Consider the following 17076-nt stretch of genomic DNA (forward strand, 5'->3'; position numbering starts at 1 on the left):
GTTGCCGACTGGCTGCTTTCAGGCCGCAATTTCGCACTAGCTGCCGTTCCCTGATGAATCGACGAATGGCGGCCCCGGACCAAAGCCGGTCATTCGCTCAGATTGCGCTAAACGTCTGGTTTCAACGGAAGCTGTCGTTCGCGCCGGTCAAAGCCGACGATCGGCAGTGCGCCTCCAATTATGGTCGTTTACATAGTCGGTCGAGCATCCCCAAACCGGCTGTTCGCGTAACTGGGTGGTCCAGCCATTCGCGCAACTAAATTAGAGTGCCAAAAATTTAGCCGTAAATATGCATCGGTCCAATCCACGTGATCTTCTTTGCGATAGAAGCGATGATCATCCTTAATCTAGCAGTCGGCAAAATGTTCGGCATAGATCTCTCGCAGTCGCGTCTTGAGCAGTTATCCGGTTGCGGTATGTGAGAGGTCGTTGATTGAAAAGATGGCGTCGGGGAGCCGCCGGCGGGCTACCCGTTTGGCAAGGTGACGGTGTAGTTCGTCGGCGTCGCATTGTTCGCCGGGGTGGAGGCGGATCAGCATCAGATGGCGTTCCTGCCAGCGGGGGTGCGTTACGCCGATCACGGCGGCTTCGGGCGCTTTCGGGTGCGCTCGAAGAGCAGATCCTCAACGTTCCGAAAGTTGAGCGGAACGCACACATATATCGTCACCACGAGCCGGATCGCCTTGAGCGACGAGTTGAATAGCGGAACTGGCTCTCGGACTTGCGTGTGCGGGGCATCGTTGCCCGCTATCACACCCCGCCGGCAGGTGCCGTTGGTTTGACAGCACCCTCCCGGAAACAGGTGTCTGGGCTGCGGAAATTGAAAAGCCGGGAGGCGCAAGCAAAAACGATTGGAGACGGTTTCATACTCAACGACACTCCTCCCGGTGCGAAAAGAGGGAAGACGCTTTCCGCCCCGGCTGGTTAAGCTGGCGAAACTTTGCTCGCAAGGTTGATCTAGACAAAGTTCGGGAATTAACCATTCTCTCTCGTAAATTCTTCGGATCGTCGTCGTATCAATCGGGCAAATGCCGGAGCAGATTCGATTATGCGCATGATCAAGATTATTGCGGGCCTTGCCGGAGTTACTCTGCTGGCGCCCGTCGCGAACGCATCGGATATGGGAAGCCGCTCTTCGGCAAGCATGACCATCACCGTTACGATTCCGCCCTTTCTTGCAGCGCTCGCTGCGCAGCGTGACGGCGCGGTCGGCCTGTGGACGGTCACCGACGATCGCAGCGCGCTGATGGTCAAGACACCTAACGAGATCGTCGCGGGCGCGGTATCCGAAGCCGCGATCTATCACGGTTCGTCGATGCTGTTTTCGGTCGCAGCGGATGCCCAGGCGCCGTTCGCAGTCCGGCCCGGCGCGACGACGTCCGACAATGGGTTGCGTCGCCGCGCGTTTCTGATCGCGCCGACGGGCAAACCCATCGATCGCGCGGCGTCGAGCACTGCGCTCGTCATCTCGGCGATTTGACGCGGAACGCCTTCGAAACGATTTGTCTTGTTTTGGTGCAGGCGTTAACCCTATCCTTTGATTGCGTGTCATCTTGACACGGATGTGAGTAAGCGGGCAGATGATCCGAACCCGTTGGGGCGGGCTTGGGGAATCATCGTGTCTCGAACTGCTGCGCTACTTGCTGCGTCGACCATCGTTACGTGCGCGTTTGCCGCGACGCCCGCTTCGGCGCAGTTGGCGATCGACCGGCTATGGGTCGATTTCGAGCCGGGTGCAGCCAAGCGCGCGGATATCGTCATCCGCAACGAAAGCCAGGATCGCTATTACATCACGGTCGCGCCGGTCGAGATTTCGACACCCGGCGCCGAGGTCGAGCAACGTGAGCAAATCGCCGATCCCGAGGCGCTCGGCCTGCTGGTGTCGCCCAACCGACTGATCGTCGAGCCAGGTGGCATGCGATCGATCCGCCTCGTCTCGCTCAACGAAAAGCTCGCGAAGGATCGCATCTACCGCGTGAGGGTGAGCCCGGAGGTCGGTGCGATCGAAACCGCCGATCCCGGTGCGGAAGCTCGTGGCGTATCGGTGAAACTGCTTACGGCCTACGACTTGCTCGTGACGGCACGGCCCGAAAAGGGCGTCTCGAAGCTCGCCACCCGCCGTGACGCGGACGGATTTACCATCACCAACGAGGGCAACACGAACACGTTGTTGTTCGAAGGATGGGCTTGCCCGGCCGGCGCGCGTCCCCGGTCGCCCGACGAGCAGGCCGGCAGCGCCGCTTCGGCGACGGCGAGCGCGTGTACCGAAATCGGTGCCCGGCGCCTTTATGCCGGCAACAGCTGGACCTTCGCGCTTCCGCAAGGAACCGAGCGCATCGTTTTCAAAGAGCGCAACCTCGCATCTGCCGAGCCTCGTGAAGTAGAGTTTCGCTAAGCCAATCATTATCAAAGTATCGTTCTTGATTTGACGGGATAGATGCGCCTAAATCTGTCCACGATTGAGACATTAATTATATTTAATTCTTGTGAGATTCATGTTGTGAATCTTTAATATTGGATTTACCTATTGCTCCGGGTCGCATCCAATTTGATTCTACGCCGCTTGGGAGCATGTCATGAAGAAAGCACTTGGTTTCGCAACCGCTCTGGTTGCCCTTTACGCAACGCCCGCTTTTGCGCAGGCAGGCGACGGTCAGCTGTCGCAGACGCAGAGCAGCGCCTCGTTCAACGTCACCACGAACATTCCGCAGATGGTCCGCATCTCGGGCCTCGAGGATCTGACGCTGAACGTAACCGCAGCTTCGGTCGCAAGCGGCACTGGCGCTCAGAATGTGAGCCAGCGTTTCTGCGTCTATTCGAACAGCACGCTGCAGGGCCTGTACAAGCTGACCGCCGACGGCCAGTCGGGCGACGAGCTAAACTCGGGTGAAGCGAAGTTCTCGCTGAACGGCCCGGAAGGCACGCGCCTGTCGTTCGCACTGTGGACGTCGGATCGCGCCAGCGACGTGTACTACAAGGGCACCGCGACCCCGGGCGTCGCAAAGAGCATGCAGACCGCGCATAATGGCCAGGCCCGCGCGACCACGCTCAATTGCAACGGCACCGACAACGCGTCGATGAACGTGCGTTTCACCAACGCACGCCTGCTGGCGGCGCTTGCCGGTTCGTACACGGGCACGCTGACCTTCACGGTCGCACCGCTCTGATGTGATCCGGGTGACGGGGGGCATGCCCCTCGTCACCCTCATCGCAGTCCGGGGGTGACGAGGCAGTCGGGGGGAGCTTGTGATCACAGTATCGACCGTGCGCACCGTCGCCACTGGCGTGTGCGCCGTTCTGGTTTTCGGCGCCTTGCCGACATTGGCCTGGGCGCAAGGCACGCAAGCCGCCGGTGCGCCGGGGACATCGACAATGTTGACGACCTCGACGCCATTCGCGCCGCGAGGTCTGGACGCGGAAATTCGAATTTTCGCGACGGGTGGCCAGGCCGCCGCTCGTGGAACCGAATTGGTCAACGGCGCGACCGCTTCGCTTTGCGTCACCAGCACGACCGGTCGTTTCCGCATGCGCGTCGCCAGTCAATCCGGCGGAGCGATGGTTTCGCCACGCTTCGGACGGACGCTTCCCTATTCGGTCACGTTTCGTGACCCGACCGGGGTCGAGCAGACGAGCCAGATGACGGGTCAGGATCTCGTCTTCGAGGGGCGGAGCCGGCCGGACATGAATTGCCGGCAAGGGTCAAATGCGACGCTGTCGATCCGCAGCAGCGACCGCGATATCAATGCCGCCGTTGCCGGCGACTATCTCGAGCAGCTTCGCCTCTCGGTCGAGCCTCTGTAAGCGGCACCCGAATTTTGAAACCTACGTCGATTTTCCTGCTTTGCTCGACTGCCGCACTGGCGCTGGTCGGGACGGATGCGCACGCGCAATCGCAGAGCCCACACCCCAATTTGGAAACGACCCAGGAAGCGCCGCCGCCGGTCCGTCTTCGCACCGGGGTGCCGCAAGGGTTCGAGGATATCGACACACCGCTGTCGACGCAGTTCGACGTGACTTTCCAGGGCAGGGCGGTGGGTTCCTTTGCCGGAACCTATCAAAATGGTCGTTTCGCGTTTGACGATCCGAATGCGGTGGCCCAGTCGCTGGGCGACAGCGTCGATGCCGAGGCCGCGCGCGCATTTCTGTCGCAGCCCCTGGCCGCCAACGAACAGTTTCGCTGTCGTCCGGGCCAGGCCGCGTCGCCGGGCTGCGGCAGCTTGCCCAGCGGCCTGTCCGGCATCATCGTCGATGTCGACAGCTTCACCATATCGCTGTTCCTGCCGCGCGAAGCCCTGGTGTCGCGCATCTTCGCACCGCGCGAGCTGGACGAGCCTTACGACGGCTTTTCGCTGATCCAGAATGTTCAGATGTCGGCCGCCTCGACCGGCGGCTCGGGCGACATCAGCTATGGCGGAACCTTTACGACGCTGGCCAGCGTCGGGCGCAACGCGCTGATCGGACGCACCACCCTGACCGACGCCGCAGGTTTCCGCAGCGAGGAACTCTACGTGCAGCGCATCTGGGGGGAACGTCGCGCAGCGGCTGGCCTGCTTCAGGACTATCAATCGCTGACGTTGAACAGCTACCGGATCTACGGCGCCGAGTTCGGTTCGTTTTACGGCGCGTTCGTCGATGCGCGCAACGACACCGCGACCCCCATCGAGGTCCTGTTGCCGCGCCGTGCCCAGATCGAAATCTACCGCTATGGCGTGCTGGTTTCGACCGGCCAGTATGAAGCGGGGCTTCAGTTGCTCGATACCCGCTCGCTGCCCGACGGCACGTATAGCGTGCAGATTATCGCTCGCGACGGCCCACAGATTCTGCTCGAACAGACGCGTACCTTCTCGCGCCTGAGCGGCGGGTTGCCGATGGGCAAGACGGGTTTCCGCCTTCGCGCGGGCGAACGGGTCGAGGATTATCTCTTCGGCGACATCCTGACGGGCGCGTCCGAACGCGGCTCTTTCCTGCCCGCTCGCACCGGCGAGCTGGTGCTGGCGGGATCGGTGCAGCGGCGGCTGACCGCGTCGATCGGCACGAACCTCGCGCTTTCAAGCTTCGATTCGCGGATATTCGGCGAGGGGTCGATCGAACTGACGCGCGGACGCCTTTCGGGTGTCGTCGGTGCAGGCGCGGGTTCGGGCGGCGCCTATTCCGCGCTGATCAGCGGCAACGCCCAATTCGATCGCTTCAGTGTCTTCGTGACGGCGCGGCGGATGCGCGTGGGCGATGACGAGCCCTTCGATCTACGTCGTTTGAACCGGCGATATCGTCCGTTCTTCTCAGACCAGGACAATGTCTTCGGGTCGGTTCAGGTGCAGGCATTCGGCGGCGCGTTGGGTGTCAGCGGCAGCTACAGCACGTCGCAGGGCCTGCCCGATCGTTATACCGCCGCCGTCCAATATACGCGTTCGCTTCGCCTGCCGGTGGTCGGCAACGCGCTGCTGACCGCAGGCGCGTCGCGATCGGATTTCGATACCCGCATCGGCTTCTCTCTGTCGTTCTTCCAGCGGGTCGATCGCAAGACCAACGCCTCGTTCAACGTCGGTGCCCAGCATCTGTCGCAATCGGAATTGGCGGATACGCGCGGCGGGCTATCGCCGCTGCTGGATGCGCGCCTGACCCGGTATGAGGAAATCGGCGAAGTCGATCTGGTCGGCGAGATCGGCGCCTCCACCGATGCCGACGCCGAACGCGCGGCGGCGCGCATTCTGGCGGCATCGAGATTTGGCTCCGCCGACCTTTCCGCGCAGTGGCAGTCGCGTTCGATCGGCGGCAGCCGCATGAGCTTCCAGGGTAATGCGGAAACCGGATTCGCGATCGGCGGCGGCGCGGTGAAGGTCGGGCTGCGCAATCCGGCCGAGGCGATGGTTCTCGTCGATCTCACGCGTGCGCCGGCGGTCCGATCGATGCCGGCCGAGCCTGATGTTGCGGTCGAAGGTGCTGCGAGCGGGGAGGGAGACGCCCCATCCGCAGACGCTTCGCCTGCCAATCCCACATCCCGGTCAGCGCGCGTTGCCGAAGGTGGTTACCGTGTGACCATCGACGGGCGGCCTTACGACTTTGTCGGCCCCGGAACTCGCACGGCGATCGGGGTGCAGCCGCTGCAAGAATATGTCGTGGCGTTGCGGCCCGAAGGCGCGCCTGAATTCGATCTCGACGCGACGCAGCGCAAGGTGACGCTGTTCCCCGGCAATGTCGCGCGTGTGCGGTTCGAAGCGCAGCGCGTGGTGACTCTGTTCGGGCAAGTCCTGGATGCGAACGGCACCCCGCTTCCTTCGGCGCGGGTCGAAGCCGAAAAGGACGTTGCGATCGCGGACGATCGCGGGTTCTTCACGATCACGACGCCGGCGGCCACCGATATCACGATCCGTTGGCCTTCGGGCGTGTTGTGCATCAAGCAGGCCGTCACGAGGATGATCGACGTCGATCAGCCCGTATTGCTTCACCGCTTTGGCCAGATCCGGTGCCAACAGCGCACGGGCGAGCAGCAGTCGAAATCCGGCAATGTCGAGCTCGCGACGAACTACGTTGCCCCCCACGGATCGGAAGCCAGTCCTGCAAGCAACGTGCGAAACCTTTTCGCAGATGCCCGGCGAGATCTGGAGCGCTTGGGCGAAATCCTGGATCGCCCTGACAAATAATCGAAAGGTGCGAGCAGATTTTTCCTGTTTACGCATCACCTCCTGCTTAAAATCCAATCGAATTTGGAAAAAGGAAGCGGCTCTATCGTGAGCGCTATCTGATCGAGCGGTTCTTCTCCAGCTTAAGCACTTCCGCCGCGTCGCCACCCGCTACGCCAAATTGGCGAAAAGCTTCATCGCCATGGTCCAGCTTGCATCAATGCGCCTGTGGCTCCGCGCTCATGAGTCTACGGCTTAGAACCGCTCTCACGCAGATGCATCTCCACCTTTGTGGGCACTTTCGACCGAATGGTGTCGCAGATGGACGGCGCTGCTGATCCAAATGCACCAGCTGGAAAGCCAGACGTAGTATGGAAGTCGGGATGCCCCGTCCCCCAAGCTCGCCAGCCCGGTTCGCCATTTGATTCCTTGCCGGAGGTGATCCGACTGGTTGACCGCTAAGCGGAGCGCTTCGCCCGGCCACGCCACCATTTCCGCAGATATGAGCGAGCCGCCGGAGTCAGGCGATCCGAAGCAAGGCGCTGATGGCTGTAGATGGTGCTTAGCGACTCACCGTTGAACTAGCTAATGTCCGTTTTCCGCGATCTGACGCCGAAAGCTGCAAGTCCGTATACGGACCAGCCTTCCTCGTTCAGAATGGCAAGAAGGCACCGCTTTTAAACGTCGGGTTTTGGCGGTAGCGGACGTTCAGGGTGCTTTGTCGGAACGACGGCTTCGTCCCAGTGTCGGGCATCCGACTGTGACGTGAATGGACGGCAGCTTCCAGGATTGATCGGGCTGGTCTGGGACGGCCGGGATTGGGGCGCAAAGCAGTCAGAAATCATCGAAACAAGCGCGCGGTGCAGATCGACTTGTGCGTCCTGTATCCACATGGGTGAGTACCACGGCTGCCAAAATTCGCGATCGAATAAAGTATATGCCGGATTTAACCAAAGTCGAACTTCAGCATGAGAATTTTTGCTTGAATTGATCTTCACCGGCATCAAGATGTGGTGGATGGCCGATCACACACCCGACATCGGCTTTTCGCCGCTGCTCGGCCGGTGCAAGCGGCATCTGCGCGTGACCAACGGGCTGCGGGGGTCGGCGTTTTTGCGACCCTTAACTGCGCGCGCTGTATTTCGCGCTGTCGGCACTCGTCGATCGGTTCCACTATCTGAAATACGCGCTGGCGGTGCTGCTGGTGTTCATCGGCTCGAAGATCTTCGTCGCCGATGCGCTGGGCCTCGCCAAGATTCCGCCACTCGTCTCGCTGTCGGTCACCGCTTCGATCCTGATCGCGGGCGTGGGCTATTCGCTGTGGCGGACGCGCGAGCAGCATCCGGCGCTACCGGAAATCACTCAACAGGAAGAACGAGCATGACGACCATTTCACGACGTTCCTTGATCGCTGCGGGGACGGTTGCCGTATCCGCGGCGACCGTTGCGCCCGCGTTCGGGGCACGGCAGAGCGATACCCGAACGACAGACCCGAAAGGAGAATTGATGGCGATGACCCCGGACCAGGCACTTGAGCGGTTGCGCGACGGCAACCGCGCATTTCTCGACGGCAAGGTCGATCAGGTCGATTTGAGCGCGGCGCGTCGTCTCGCGCTCGCCAAGGGGCAGGCCCCGTTCTGCGCCTATGTTTCCTGCTCCGACAGCCGGGTGCCGCCCGAATTGCTGTTCGGTCGCGGGCTGGGCGAGCTGTTCATCATCCGCAATGCCGGAAACACCGTTGATACGGTGGCGATGGGATCGATCGAATATGCGGTTGCCGTGCTGGGCGTCCCGCTGGTCGTGGTGATGGGCCATGAAAGCTGCGGCGCGGTGAAGGCCGCGATGTCGGTCGTCAGCGACAATGCGCGCTTTCCGGGCGTCATCGGCAACATGATCGAACCGATCATTCCGGCGGTGCTGGAAGCGCGCAACCAGTCCGGCGACGCCACCGAGGTTGCGGTAAAGCAGAATGTCCGCCGGGTGGTCCGCAAACTGCGAGAGGCGAGCGATCCCTTGCTGATCGAACCGCAGCGGACGGGCAGGCTGAAAGTGGTCGGAGCCTATTACAAACTCGACAGCGGCGAGGTCGATTTCTTCGATCTGCCTTGACGCACCGCCCTGTCTAATCTGCCAGAGCGCACCTATCTCTGTCCGGCTCCGTCCGTCGGGGCTGGACAGGAACCTTCTATCATGACCGACGACCCGCCGCCGGGCTCAGGCAGAGCCGTCTCACGCACCCGCCTGTCAACTGATCCGGTCGGTCGCATGCCGGGCGGACTGGTAGGCAATGTGACGCTTTCAGCCGCGCAGGTTGATGCTCACACCCGCCAAAACGTCGCGCGTCCCTGCTTTGTGTCGTGGTTATCGAGGAAAGCAAGAAGTTGGCCAGATAATCCGGCGGATGAATACAACTCGGCACGAGCTAAGTCATTTTGGACATTGCTAATATCGTGTCGAAAAATTAGCCTGCAAACATGTCTGAACCAGCCTCTTGCGATAAAACATATTTGCAGCTGCTAGGCTTTGAGGCCGGTCAAACCACAGAGGGTTGGGCCGGAGCATGTCCATGCGATCATGCCAACCTCTCGGAACGCTGGGAATGGCTTGATGCCTTTTCGCTGGGTAGGCGTTTTTGCCCCAACCGGCCGGCGACACCTAGATGGATCAGCGTCAAGTAACGACGACAGTGGGGCTATTCGACAAAACAGCTCACCAACATCAGACATTCATTAGCTCAAAAACGAAGCGTGATCGAACTGTCTTGTGCACACTGTCGTTCAACCGACTTGTGAAACCAATCAAATGCTCGCGCTCTCATTGATCAGTACTGGAGTTCCGAGGCGGAGCGGGCGGCGGCGGTGAAGGGAGCCCCTCGGGCACAGGCGAGGGCGGTGGAGGCTTTAGAACACTTTGCTCAGAGCGAAAATCGATCCGTCGACCCTTTTCGTCCGTTCCAACGATCAGCGAGATGTGGTCCTGCCCAGTGCGGATCACCGCGGGGTTAGAATTCAGGATCGACATTATTGCCCGTGGTCCCTCATCCGAGGAGTTAGCTACTGCGGCGCACTCGGCGATGTCGACATTAGCCGTCGCCGCAAGCCGCGCGTCGGCGGTCCAGCGGATATGGATAGGTACATCGGGACATTGCGACCACACGATGCCTCGACGCTCAATGGTCAATACCCCCGGATTGTTACCGATTCGGAATCCAGCTGATCCCCAGCCGTCGTATGCTGTAGACATTTCAGGAACCCAACGGCCTTCAATTTCCGCGAAGTCGGGCTTGTTGTTTTCACGCCAGCGGTCCGGCCGGATAAGCACAAGTTGGCGGTCACCGCTTTTCAACAGAATGCGATCCTTGGTCATCCTGTACATCTGGGGATTGCTGCCAAAAAACGCGAAGAAGCGTCTATCGCGTGCCTCGCGAGTTCGTCCGCAACCCTGTAGAGTCTGCATTCGCAAGCCATCACCAGCATCTCGCATGACCCCGTCGCGTCCAAGAGTGGCAGGATTGCCGGACTGGTTGCATCCTACGTTGTAAGTCAGGCGGTCTTCATCGATTTGCACATAGGCGCTGCGCCACGGTGTGCCGTTTTTCCATGATGGTGTAAAATCCTCAAATCGCAGAATTAGCCAGAACCCTTTGACATCCCGCAACGACGTGACGGGTTGAGCTACGTCGGACGGTGCGGTTTCAGCTAAGTCTCCGCCGTCATCTGACACCCCATTGCAGGCAGCTAGGGCTCCAAAAGCCAGCGTTCTGAAGAAGGAAAAGCGAGGTGATCTGTTCATCAGCGAGTGTAACGACCAAACCTCGAATGGGCTCCGACACCCCCTTCATGCGATACTGCTCACAGGATTGTCTCACCAAACAGTGGACAGTTTCAAAGCCTTTGATGAATTGGCTCAAGCGCTGGTTCTTGTCCTAACATAGCTGGCGATGGGCTTTCAGGCATTTTCCAGAATAACCCGAACGCTTGGAATTGGTGCGCCTAGCTACCCTTCTTGCCGCGATGACAAACTGTCTCGTTTCCGAGAGACCGCAAAGCGATGACGACATTCGAAACTGGCCCATTGTCAATTGGCCACATGTCTTCCCCCGAAAACGTTTGGAATGATCCCGACTGAAACGTCATAGAGAGTATTTTGATTTAACAAATTATTTTGGCCACAGGAACTTGACAAGTAAGATCAGGTCTTTAATTGACGTCTTACGGAACACCGTTGCGTCGAGACGTCGTCGACTCCCTTGGGGACTGACCGAGTCGACAAAAACGCGAGTAAACCTGACTCGCTTAACGCCAGTTGTCGTCGACGCGACTGGCATGCCCACCCCACTTGGGAGGCAGTGGATTCGGTAACGGATCGGACCGGGCCGTCAGGGGCAAGGGTCCAACAATCCCCTAATCTGACCCTTTAATCAGGAGCCCATGATGGCTAACCGCGTCCAAAAAAATCCTAAAATCTGTTTCGGAGAGAACTTGCTCAAGGAAAGTGATAACCGCTTCACGGACCCTTCCTTCATCCACGCGATCGAGCAGAGTTTCGGCACGATAGAATTCGATCCGTGCTGGCATCCAGCAAGCGCGATACGTCCGCTCGCTTACTTAGATGTTAGGCAAGGCGACAACGGCCTTCGTGACGATTGGTCCGGATCCTTGGCGTTTGTAAATCCGCCCTGGTCAAACCAGAAAGCCTGGATCGAGCGCGCGTACGAGCAGTGGTCCAGGAATAAAGTTAAGACAGTAGTTTGTTTGGTTCCGTCGAAAACTGACACCAAGCTCTTTCATGACGTCCTTTCGACAGATGCCGACATCTATTTCATCGAAGGACGTCCGCGCTTCTTTAGAGAGGACGGCACGTCTCAGCCCACCATGGTCAGTGCGATGGTCGTGATGTTTGGGGCCACCCCCGAACAGAAACGGCGCTTTGCCCAACACGTGCGGGGCTCATGGTGGATGCCGCGCCGTCGCTTGCCAGCGTTCGCTACCCATTCAATTGGCATTCTGAGTTTCATCAGAGAGGCAACGCGTCAACTAGCGCCCATTCTTGGGGGCTTTCGAAACCGGCCTGTGTGATCGCTAGTCAGGCGACGCGCTTTTCCTATAAATCTCCCGCTCAACGGCGATATTTAGATGATGGTTTAAGGAGGGCCCGTGTTTGATAGGGGAAGGGGACGGCATAGCCGCCCCTTTGCGCACTTTGCTGGCCACCCGCGACCTACGCTGCACGCTCGCCATATCAGTCGGCTGTTGTTGGAACCCCTTTCTTGCCGCGTAATTGCGACTTGCGTCCCAAGCCGATCTTCTTTGCCATTGCCCGCCGTGTTTCGGAATAGCTCGGCGCCACCAATGGATAATCGGGCTTAAGGTTGTAGCGCGCCCGATATTCCTCGGGCGTAAGTCCGTTTGTTGAAAGATGACGACGCAGCGTCTTGTAAGGTTTTCCATCAATCATCGAAATAATGTGATCTCTAGAGGCTAGCGACTTGCGCGCCGAGACCGCAGGCTCGTAAGAATTTTCGTCTGCTGCATCCGCAAGCCCTAAGCCTTTACCCGTTTTGCCGCTCTCCAATTGGATAAGCGTCGCATGCATTGCGCGCAGGAATGCCGGTACGTCGTCCGCCGTAACCCTATTGTTGTGGTTGCCAAGCCACGCGATCGTGATTTCAGTCGCGAGCTCAACAGCGTTCAATGGATTAGCGTCCGTCATTCGTAATTCCCTCCTAGCGTAAAATCTGATCGGCGGCGCCTAGTGGCTCGATCCATTACGCAGACGCGAATCTGATACCCACAGACCTTCTACTGGATAATCTCAAGCCATATGGGGATTAAAAAAGGCTAGAATTTCCAGTCTAAATGCAGCGACCGCCACGTTGTATCATTGAGCCGAGCGCCAGCCGAAGTCGGACCGCGCCGCCGTCACGCAAAGTTCGGCCGCAGTCCCGGTTGGAATGTTGCCGGCATCTGCAATCCTGCCGAAGAAAATCCTGCGGTCTGGGCCGACCGCAGGATTTTCTCCGCAATGTTTTACGTCCAGAGCAGCTGAAACGCAAACACGGAAGCCGGCCGATCGGGCTGTGCGTTTCAGTTGTGCCCCCTCGGCAAAGCCCTTTCGCGGTGCACGATTTTCCTTCCGAAGTTGAGTCAGAGGTTGTCTGTCACCGAATTCGGTAACCTAAGCGCTTCGCTGGCAATTTGAGCTGTTTTTTTAGATTAGGCTCTCGCTCCAGCGTGTGAATTGCGAACCTTACATGCGGATCGGTGCTGATGGGACTTAACCCAATTGCCAAGTCACAAATGACACGCTCGACCTCGTCGGTCCAATCAATCCCCGCCAGGACCTCCCCATATACTCGGCGCATCACCCTGTTCGCACTACGCAACTTTATTCTGACGGGACGCGTCATTCCGCGCCATGCGGAGCTACGGCGAGGGTTAAGTAGCATGTGCCAAAGATCGGCATCCCGGAGTGGGTTATTCCAAGCCAACGGATCGAACCGAGCGGCCCCACCGAGCGCGTCGTGCGATGGCAAATAGACCAATGCCAGCCTTAATCCCAGCTTTACGTTGGCTTCCAACGTCTTGTCAGGCTGAGCTACTTTTTTCGAGCCTTTCACGTATCTCCTTGAAGCCCTCGCGACCTTCAGTTGCATGAAAAGGTCGGCTCGCGCCCTTACGGCAGAACCTAGCCGGGTCAGTACCGGGCGGGATTTGCTGCCAACTGGTTGGCGACGGAGTATGCCACCAAAGTTGCGGACCCTGCGTGTCGGAAAGCGATGCCGGACATCGTCAAGCGCAATGATCGGCATCACCTCGCTGTTCACCCCATACCAGCGAAAAATATCATCATTGCGTAGATAGCTCTTTCTACGCTCGATTGTTGGCTTTTCGACCGGTGGATCGACAGATTCGTCAGGCACCGCCTCATTATTTTTCTTCTCGGACGTCACCGTCTGGGCCGGTTTCGTGAAAACATGAACGAGTGCTTTTCGGACTTCGGGGTGGTTGTGAAACTCTTGAGCCGAACCGGCAATTTCGCCCCTAGCGATTGCCCATGGCGCATAGCCGGCAGGGAGTGCACGCACTTGATCTACGTCCCGATGGAAAAGCAGATCGCTGAGCGCCGCTGACGAAAATGATGCATACTCGATCCAGCGGTAGATCTCGATGAGCTGGTCAGGTTTGAACCAGGCGCTCAATGGTAATGGAGAAGCAAGATATTCGAGAAATTTTGGTCGGTCGACGATCTGCCGGGCACGCGCAAGATGACGCATGATTAGGCTGGCACGTTCGATCTCCGCAATAGCTTGGAAAGCGTAAATCAGCGGATACCGGAACTGCGATTTTTGTGGCAGGTTTCCCAAGGCTGGCCATAGCCGCGTCGCTAGGGCAAACTCGTTGCTGAGTAGCAGCCGCCACGCCGCTTGGCGAGACGTTCGCATCGCTTGGCAGGCGTCGAAAAGTTCAGCCGGGTCGAACCGAAATATTCGGCCGAGATCATCGGCTCTCTTGGAGCCAATCCCGGTGATCTTCTGCACATAGCTAACATAATCGACTTGGGTAACGGGCAGATGGTATGACCGGCCGCATGTGCCACTATTTTCGATGTAGTTCAGAACTGGCGAAAAGCACAATTTGGCGTATCGGCCACCTGTGGGGACCGGCCACCCACCAGTTCCCGGGGTGCGATCATCGTCCAGACCCGCGACGAGGAACTTCGGAATTCTCTTGGCCAGTGCCGACGGGACGTTGCGCGGAGCGATGATATCGGTTCGATCTGCCAAGCGGACAAACAGCCGGTTGCGCAAGACGGCCGCCTTGGCCTCAGTGATCACGATGCTCCGCATACGGGTAAGCCCTATCGCGCGATCCATTAGAAATAATAAATGAGGAAGCCCAGTACGGCGACGATGATCACGATCTCGAACTGAACGAGCAGAAAATAGCGACCCATCCCCAACGCGATCGTTTCGAGCAATTGAGCGCGAAAGACCTGATCATAAACGGGTACGCGCTTGTCGAGTGCGGCAGTCATCCGGTCTTGAAACAACCGCGAAAGCGACGGCTCATCGACATCGCCCTTGAGATGTTCGAAGGCCGCAAACGCTTCCTTCGCGTCACGAACCGTCGTTTCTAGCTGTGTGCGGGCAGCTTGGAGTTCGCCAGTGGCAACCAGTAATTCGCTCGTGCGAAACGCAATGCGCTGGTTGTTGTCCTCCAAAATAGATTTAAGCATGTCGGCGTTGTTGATTAAAGCGGTCTCAATCGTTTCAGCTCCTATCTCTACGACCTCTTCAAACTGCTGACGGCCCTTCGCGCCTACTTCGGTGATATCCTTCATCTCGTCATAGACGCGTGCGAAAATCTTGAGCAGCGCGACGAGGAAGAAGACGGCATTGTCGCTCTCGAGCGCATTGGCCTTTCCTGCCTTCGGCTTGGTCAAGATCGCCTGCCATGTTATCCGCTATTCGTGTCTCCCACCGACCTCGATCTGCCCTCCGATCCGGACGAGCTTCGCGCCTTTGCCGAGGTGATGAAGGCACGTCTGGCCGCCTCGGAACAGGCGTTGGCGCAGGAGCAAAAGGCGCTTGCGGACGAGCGCAAGGCACATGATGCGACGCGCGACGAACTCGGTGCCGCGCGCAACGCGATCAAGCTGACCACGCTTCAGATCGAGAAGCTCAAAGCCCAGCTTGCCAAGCTTCGGCGGATGAAGTTCGGCCAGTCGTCCGAGCGCATGACGCAGCTTGCCGACCAGCTCGAGCTGACGCTCGAGGATCTCGAAGCCCAGCAGGCCCATGCCGAGTGCGTCGTGCGCGGCCAGGTCGATCATGGCGATGCCGAACCGGGCAAGCTCAGGCGCAAACCCAAGCGCGCGCCGCTGCCCGCTCATCTCCCGCGCGATGTGATCGTGCATCCGGCACCCGGCATGGATCGCTGCGCGGCGTGTGGTGCCGCCGCTTGCGTTCTGGGTGAAGATGTCACCGAAGTGCTGGAATATGTGCCCGCAAGCTTCCGCGTGGTGCGTCATGTCCGCCCCAAGCTCGCCTGCAAGTGCTGCGACACCATCGCCCAGGCACCCGCCCCCGCTCTGCCGATCCCGCGCGGCCGCGCCGGTCCCGGCCTCTTGGCGCACATCATCGTCGCCAAGTTCGCCGATCACCTGCCGCTGTATCGCCAGTCGCAGATCTATGCGCGCGAGGGCGTGGAACTTCCCCGCTCGACGATGGCCGACTGGCTCGGTCAGGTCAGCTGGCTGCTCGATCCACTGGTCGAGCGGCTTTGCTCACACGTCATGGCCAGCCAGAAGCTCCACGCCGACGACACGCCGGTGCCAGTGCTGGCTCCCGGAACGGGCAAGACCTCGACCGGGCGATTATGGGTCTATCTGCGTGATAACCGCCGATGGAGCCCGGCAGACAGGCCCGCAGCCCTGTTCCGCTATAGCCCCGATCGTAAGGGCGAGCGACCGCGCGAGCATCTTGCGGCGTTCTCGGGCCTTCTGCAGGCTGACGCCTATGCAGGGTTCAACGCGCTCTATGACCCCGGCCGGGAGCCCGGTCCCATCACTCCCGTGGCCTGCTGGGCGCATGCGCGGCGCAAGCTGCATGACGTTCTCGTCGCCGATCACCGATCTTCAGCGCGCAAAGGGCTCGCCATGATCGCGCAGCTCTACGAGATCGAACGGTTTATCGAGGGCGAACCTCCCAGGGAGCGTCTGCGCCAGCGCGCGGCGTCGCGGCTCATCGCGCTGGATTTCTTCGCGTGGGCCGACAACGTTCTCGACCAGGCATCGGCGCGCTCACCGCTTGCCGAGGCGCTGCGCTATGCCGTCAAGCTGAAGCCCTCGCTACTCGCCTACACTCACGACGGGCGGCTCGAGATCGATAACAACCTGGCCGAGAATGCGCTGCGCGGCATCGCGGTCGGGCGCAAGAACTGGCTGTTCGCAGGCGCGGACTGCGGCGGCGAGCGGGCGGCCGCGATGTATTCGCTGCTCGAGACCGCCAAGCTCAACGACGTGAACCCGCAGGTCTGGCTAACCGACGTCCTCGGCCGCATTGGCAAAGGCCATCCCATCAACCGCCTCGATGAACTGCTGCCATGGGCGTGGAAGGCCGCTCAATCCAGTGACCCCGACGCCGCCTGAGGGCCATTGCGCCAATGGCAGCTATCTGCGATTTTGCGCCAAATGCTGCCCTTCAGGAAGCGACCCCATAGAAGTCATTGACATAAAGTGCCAATTGCACATTCTGAGCGCAACGCGGAGGCAAGCAGCTTGAACCGGTTCTATATTTTTGGCTCGATCCTCGTAATCATTGGCATCGCGCTGTCCGCGGCCAAGTGGTTCCTCGGATACGAAGATATCGGCTCGTGGCCTTTGGTAGCATTCTTGCCCGGGTTGATCTTGAACTGGTTTGGGCGGCACAAAGAAGCGCAGATCAACGGATAAC

13 protein-coding genes and 3 pseudogenes are annotated in these 17076 nt (G+C 59.4%); 11 read left to right on the forward strand and 5 right to left on the reverse strand.

Features of this window, described 5'->3' with window-relative positions:
- Positions 1–401 precede the first annotated feature (401 nt).
- Positions 402–608, reverse strand: a pseudogene (locus ACX0GZ_RS05875) (AMP-binding enzyme); the annotation flags it as partial.
- A 536-nt stretch (positions 609–1144) separates the two neighbouring features.
- On the opposite strand from ACX0GZ_RS05875, the gene ACX0GZ_RS05880 reads away from it, so the two are divergent.
- The 8 genes and pseudogenes from ACX0GZ_RS05880 to ACX0GZ_RS05915 all read left to right on the forward strand — a co-directional run bounded on the left by ACX0GZ_RS05880 (position 1145) and on the right by ACX0GZ_RS05915 (position 8729).
- The gene (locus ACX0GZ_RS05880; RefSeq protein ID WP_458814360.1) at positions 1145–1480 is read left to right on the forward strand and encodes a hypothetical protein; all 336 of its coding nucleotides are present in this window, start codon (positions 1145–1147) and stop codon (positions 1478–1480) included.
- 138 nt (positions 1481–1618) lie between these two features.
- Complete coding sequence (locus tag ACX0GZ_RS05885; protein WP_458814362.1) at positions 1619–2395, forward strand: fimbrial biogenesis chaperone; 777 nt, start codon at positions 1619–1621, stop codon at positions 2393–2395.
- Between the two features lie 181 nt (positions 2396–2576).
- Positions 2577–3167, forward strand: a complete 591-nt coding sequence (locus ACX0GZ_RS05890) for a hypothetical protein (protein ID WP_458814364.1) — start codon at positions 2577–2579, stop codon at positions 3165–3167.
- A gap of 97 nt (positions 3168–3264) precedes the next feature.
- Positions 3265–3801: a hypothetical protein gene (locus tag ACX0GZ_RS05895; RefSeq protein ID WP_458814366.1), complete on the forward strand. Its 537-nt coding sequence runs from the start codon at positions 3265–3267 to the stop codon at positions 3799–3801.
- 110 nt (positions 3802–3911) lie between these two features.
- Positions 3912–6641, forward strand: a complete 2730-nt coding sequence (locus ACX0GZ_RS05900) for a TcfC E-set like domain-containing protein (protein WP_458814368.1) — start codon at positions 3912–3914, stop codon at positions 6639–6641.
- An 80-nt stretch (positions 6642–6721) separates the two neighbouring features.
- A pseudogene (locus ACX0GZ_RS05905) lies at positions 6722–6879 on the forward strand (transposase); the annotation flags it as partial.
- A gap of 867 nt (positions 6880–7746) precedes the next feature.
- Positions 7747–8004 (forward strand): annotated as a pseudogene (locus tag ACX0GZ_RS05910) (hypothetical protein); the annotation flags it as partial.
- 122 nt (positions 8005–8126) lie between these two features.
- Entirely contained in the window at positions 8127–8729 is a 603-nt protein-coding gene (locus ACX0GZ_RS05915) for a carbonic anhydrase (RefSeq protein WP_458814370.1), read from the forward strand.
- A 705-nt stretch (positions 8730–9434) separates the two neighbouring features.
- Here ACX0GZ_RS05915 and ACX0GZ_RS05920 read toward each other — a convergent pair.
- Positions 9435–10412 carry a hypothetical protein gene (locus ACX0GZ_RS05920; RefSeq protein ID WP_458814372.1) on the reverse strand — a complete coding sequence of 326 codons (978 nt, stop codon included), beginning with the start codon at positions 10410–10412 and terminating at the stop codon, positions 9435–9437.
- A gap of 641 nt (positions 10413–11053) precedes the next feature.
- Between ACX0GZ_RS05920 and ACX0GZ_RS05925 the strand changes: the two genes are divergently transcribed.
- Positions 11054–11698, forward strand: a complete 645-nt coding sequence (locus ACX0GZ_RS05925) for a DNA N-6-adenine-methyltransferase (RefSeq protein ID WP_458814374.1) — start codon at positions 11054–11056, stop codon at positions 11696–11698.
- A gap of 163 nt (positions 11699–11861) precedes the next feature.
- Here the strand turns inward: ACX0GZ_RS05925 and ACX0GZ_RS05930 are convergent, their stop codons facing one another.
- The 3 genes from ACX0GZ_RS05930 to ACX0GZ_RS05940 all read right to left on the reverse strand — a co-directional run bounded on the left by ACX0GZ_RS05930 (position 11862) and on the right by ACX0GZ_RS05940 (position 15065).
- Positions 11862–12332 (reverse strand): Ros/MucR family transcriptional regulator, encoded by a 471-nt coding sequence (locus ACX0GZ_RS05930; protein ID WP_458814376.1) that lies wholly within the window; start codon positions 12330–12332, stop codon positions 11862–11864.
- Between the two features lie 448 nt (positions 12333–12780).
- Positions 12781–14430, reverse strand: a complete 1650-nt coding sequence (locus ACX0GZ_RS05935) for a hypothetical protein (protein WP_458814378.1) — start codon at positions 14428–14430, stop codon at positions 12781–12783.
- Positions 14431–14495: 65 nt separating this feature from the next.
- The gene (locus tag ACX0GZ_RS05940) at positions 14496–15065 is read right to left on the reverse strand and encodes a hypothetical protein (protein ID WP_458814380.1); all 570 of its coding nucleotides are present in this window, start codon (positions 15063–15065) and stop codon (positions 14496–14498) included.
- 90 nt (positions 15066–15155) lie between these two features.
- On the opposite strand from ACX0GZ_RS05940, the gene tnpC reads away from it, so the two are divergent.
- On the forward strand, positions 15156–16772 hold the full coding sequence (gene tnpC / locus ACX0GZ_RS05945; protein ID WP_458815235.1) for an IS66 family transposase: 1617 nt from the start codon (positions 15156–15158) through the stop codon (positions 16770–16772).
- A 129-nt stretch (positions 16773–16901) separates the two neighbouring features.
- Positions 16902–17075, forward strand: coding sequence for a hypothetical protein (locus ACX0GZ_RS05950; protein ID WP_458814382.1), 174 nt, complete (start codon positions 16902–16904; stop codon positions 17073–17075).
- Position 17076 lies beyond the last annotated feature (1 nt).

It is taken from the genome of Sphingomonas aestuarii, assembly GCF_054457155.1.

What these genes read in the sequence shown, in the direction of transcription:
- ACX0GZ_RS05880 (WP_458814360.1), top strand. Translation starts at nt 1,145, where the DNA reads ATGACCATCACCGTTACGATTCCGCCCTTTCTTGCAGCGCTCGCTGCG.
- ACX0GZ_RS05890 (WP_458814364.1), top strand. Translation starts at nt 2,577, where the DNA reads ATGAAGAAAGCACTTGGTTTCGCAACCGCTCTGGTTGCCCTTTACGCA.
- ACX0GZ_RS05915 (WP_458814370.1), top strand. Translation starts at nt 8,127, where the DNA reads ATGGCGATGACCCCGGACCAGGCACTTGAGCGGTTGCGCGACGGCAAC.
- ACX0GZ_RS05920 (WP_458814372.1), bottom strand. Translation starts at nt 10,412, where the DNA reads ATGAACAGATCACCTCGCTTTTCCTTCTTCAGAACGCTGGCTTTTGGA.
- ACX0GZ_RS05925 (WP_458814374.1), top strand. Translation starts at nt 11,054, where the DNA reads ATGGCTAACCGCGTCCAAAAAAATCCTAAAATCTGTTTCGGAGAGAAC.
- ACX0GZ_RS05930 (WP_458814376.1), bottom strand. Translation starts at nt 12,332, where the DNA reads ATGACGGACGCTAATCCATTGAACGCTGTTGAGCTCGCGACTGAAATC.
- tnpC (WP_458815235.1), top strand. Translation starts at nt 15,156, where the DNA reads ATGAAGGCACGTCTGGCCGCCTCGGAACAGGCGTTGGCGCAGGAGCAA.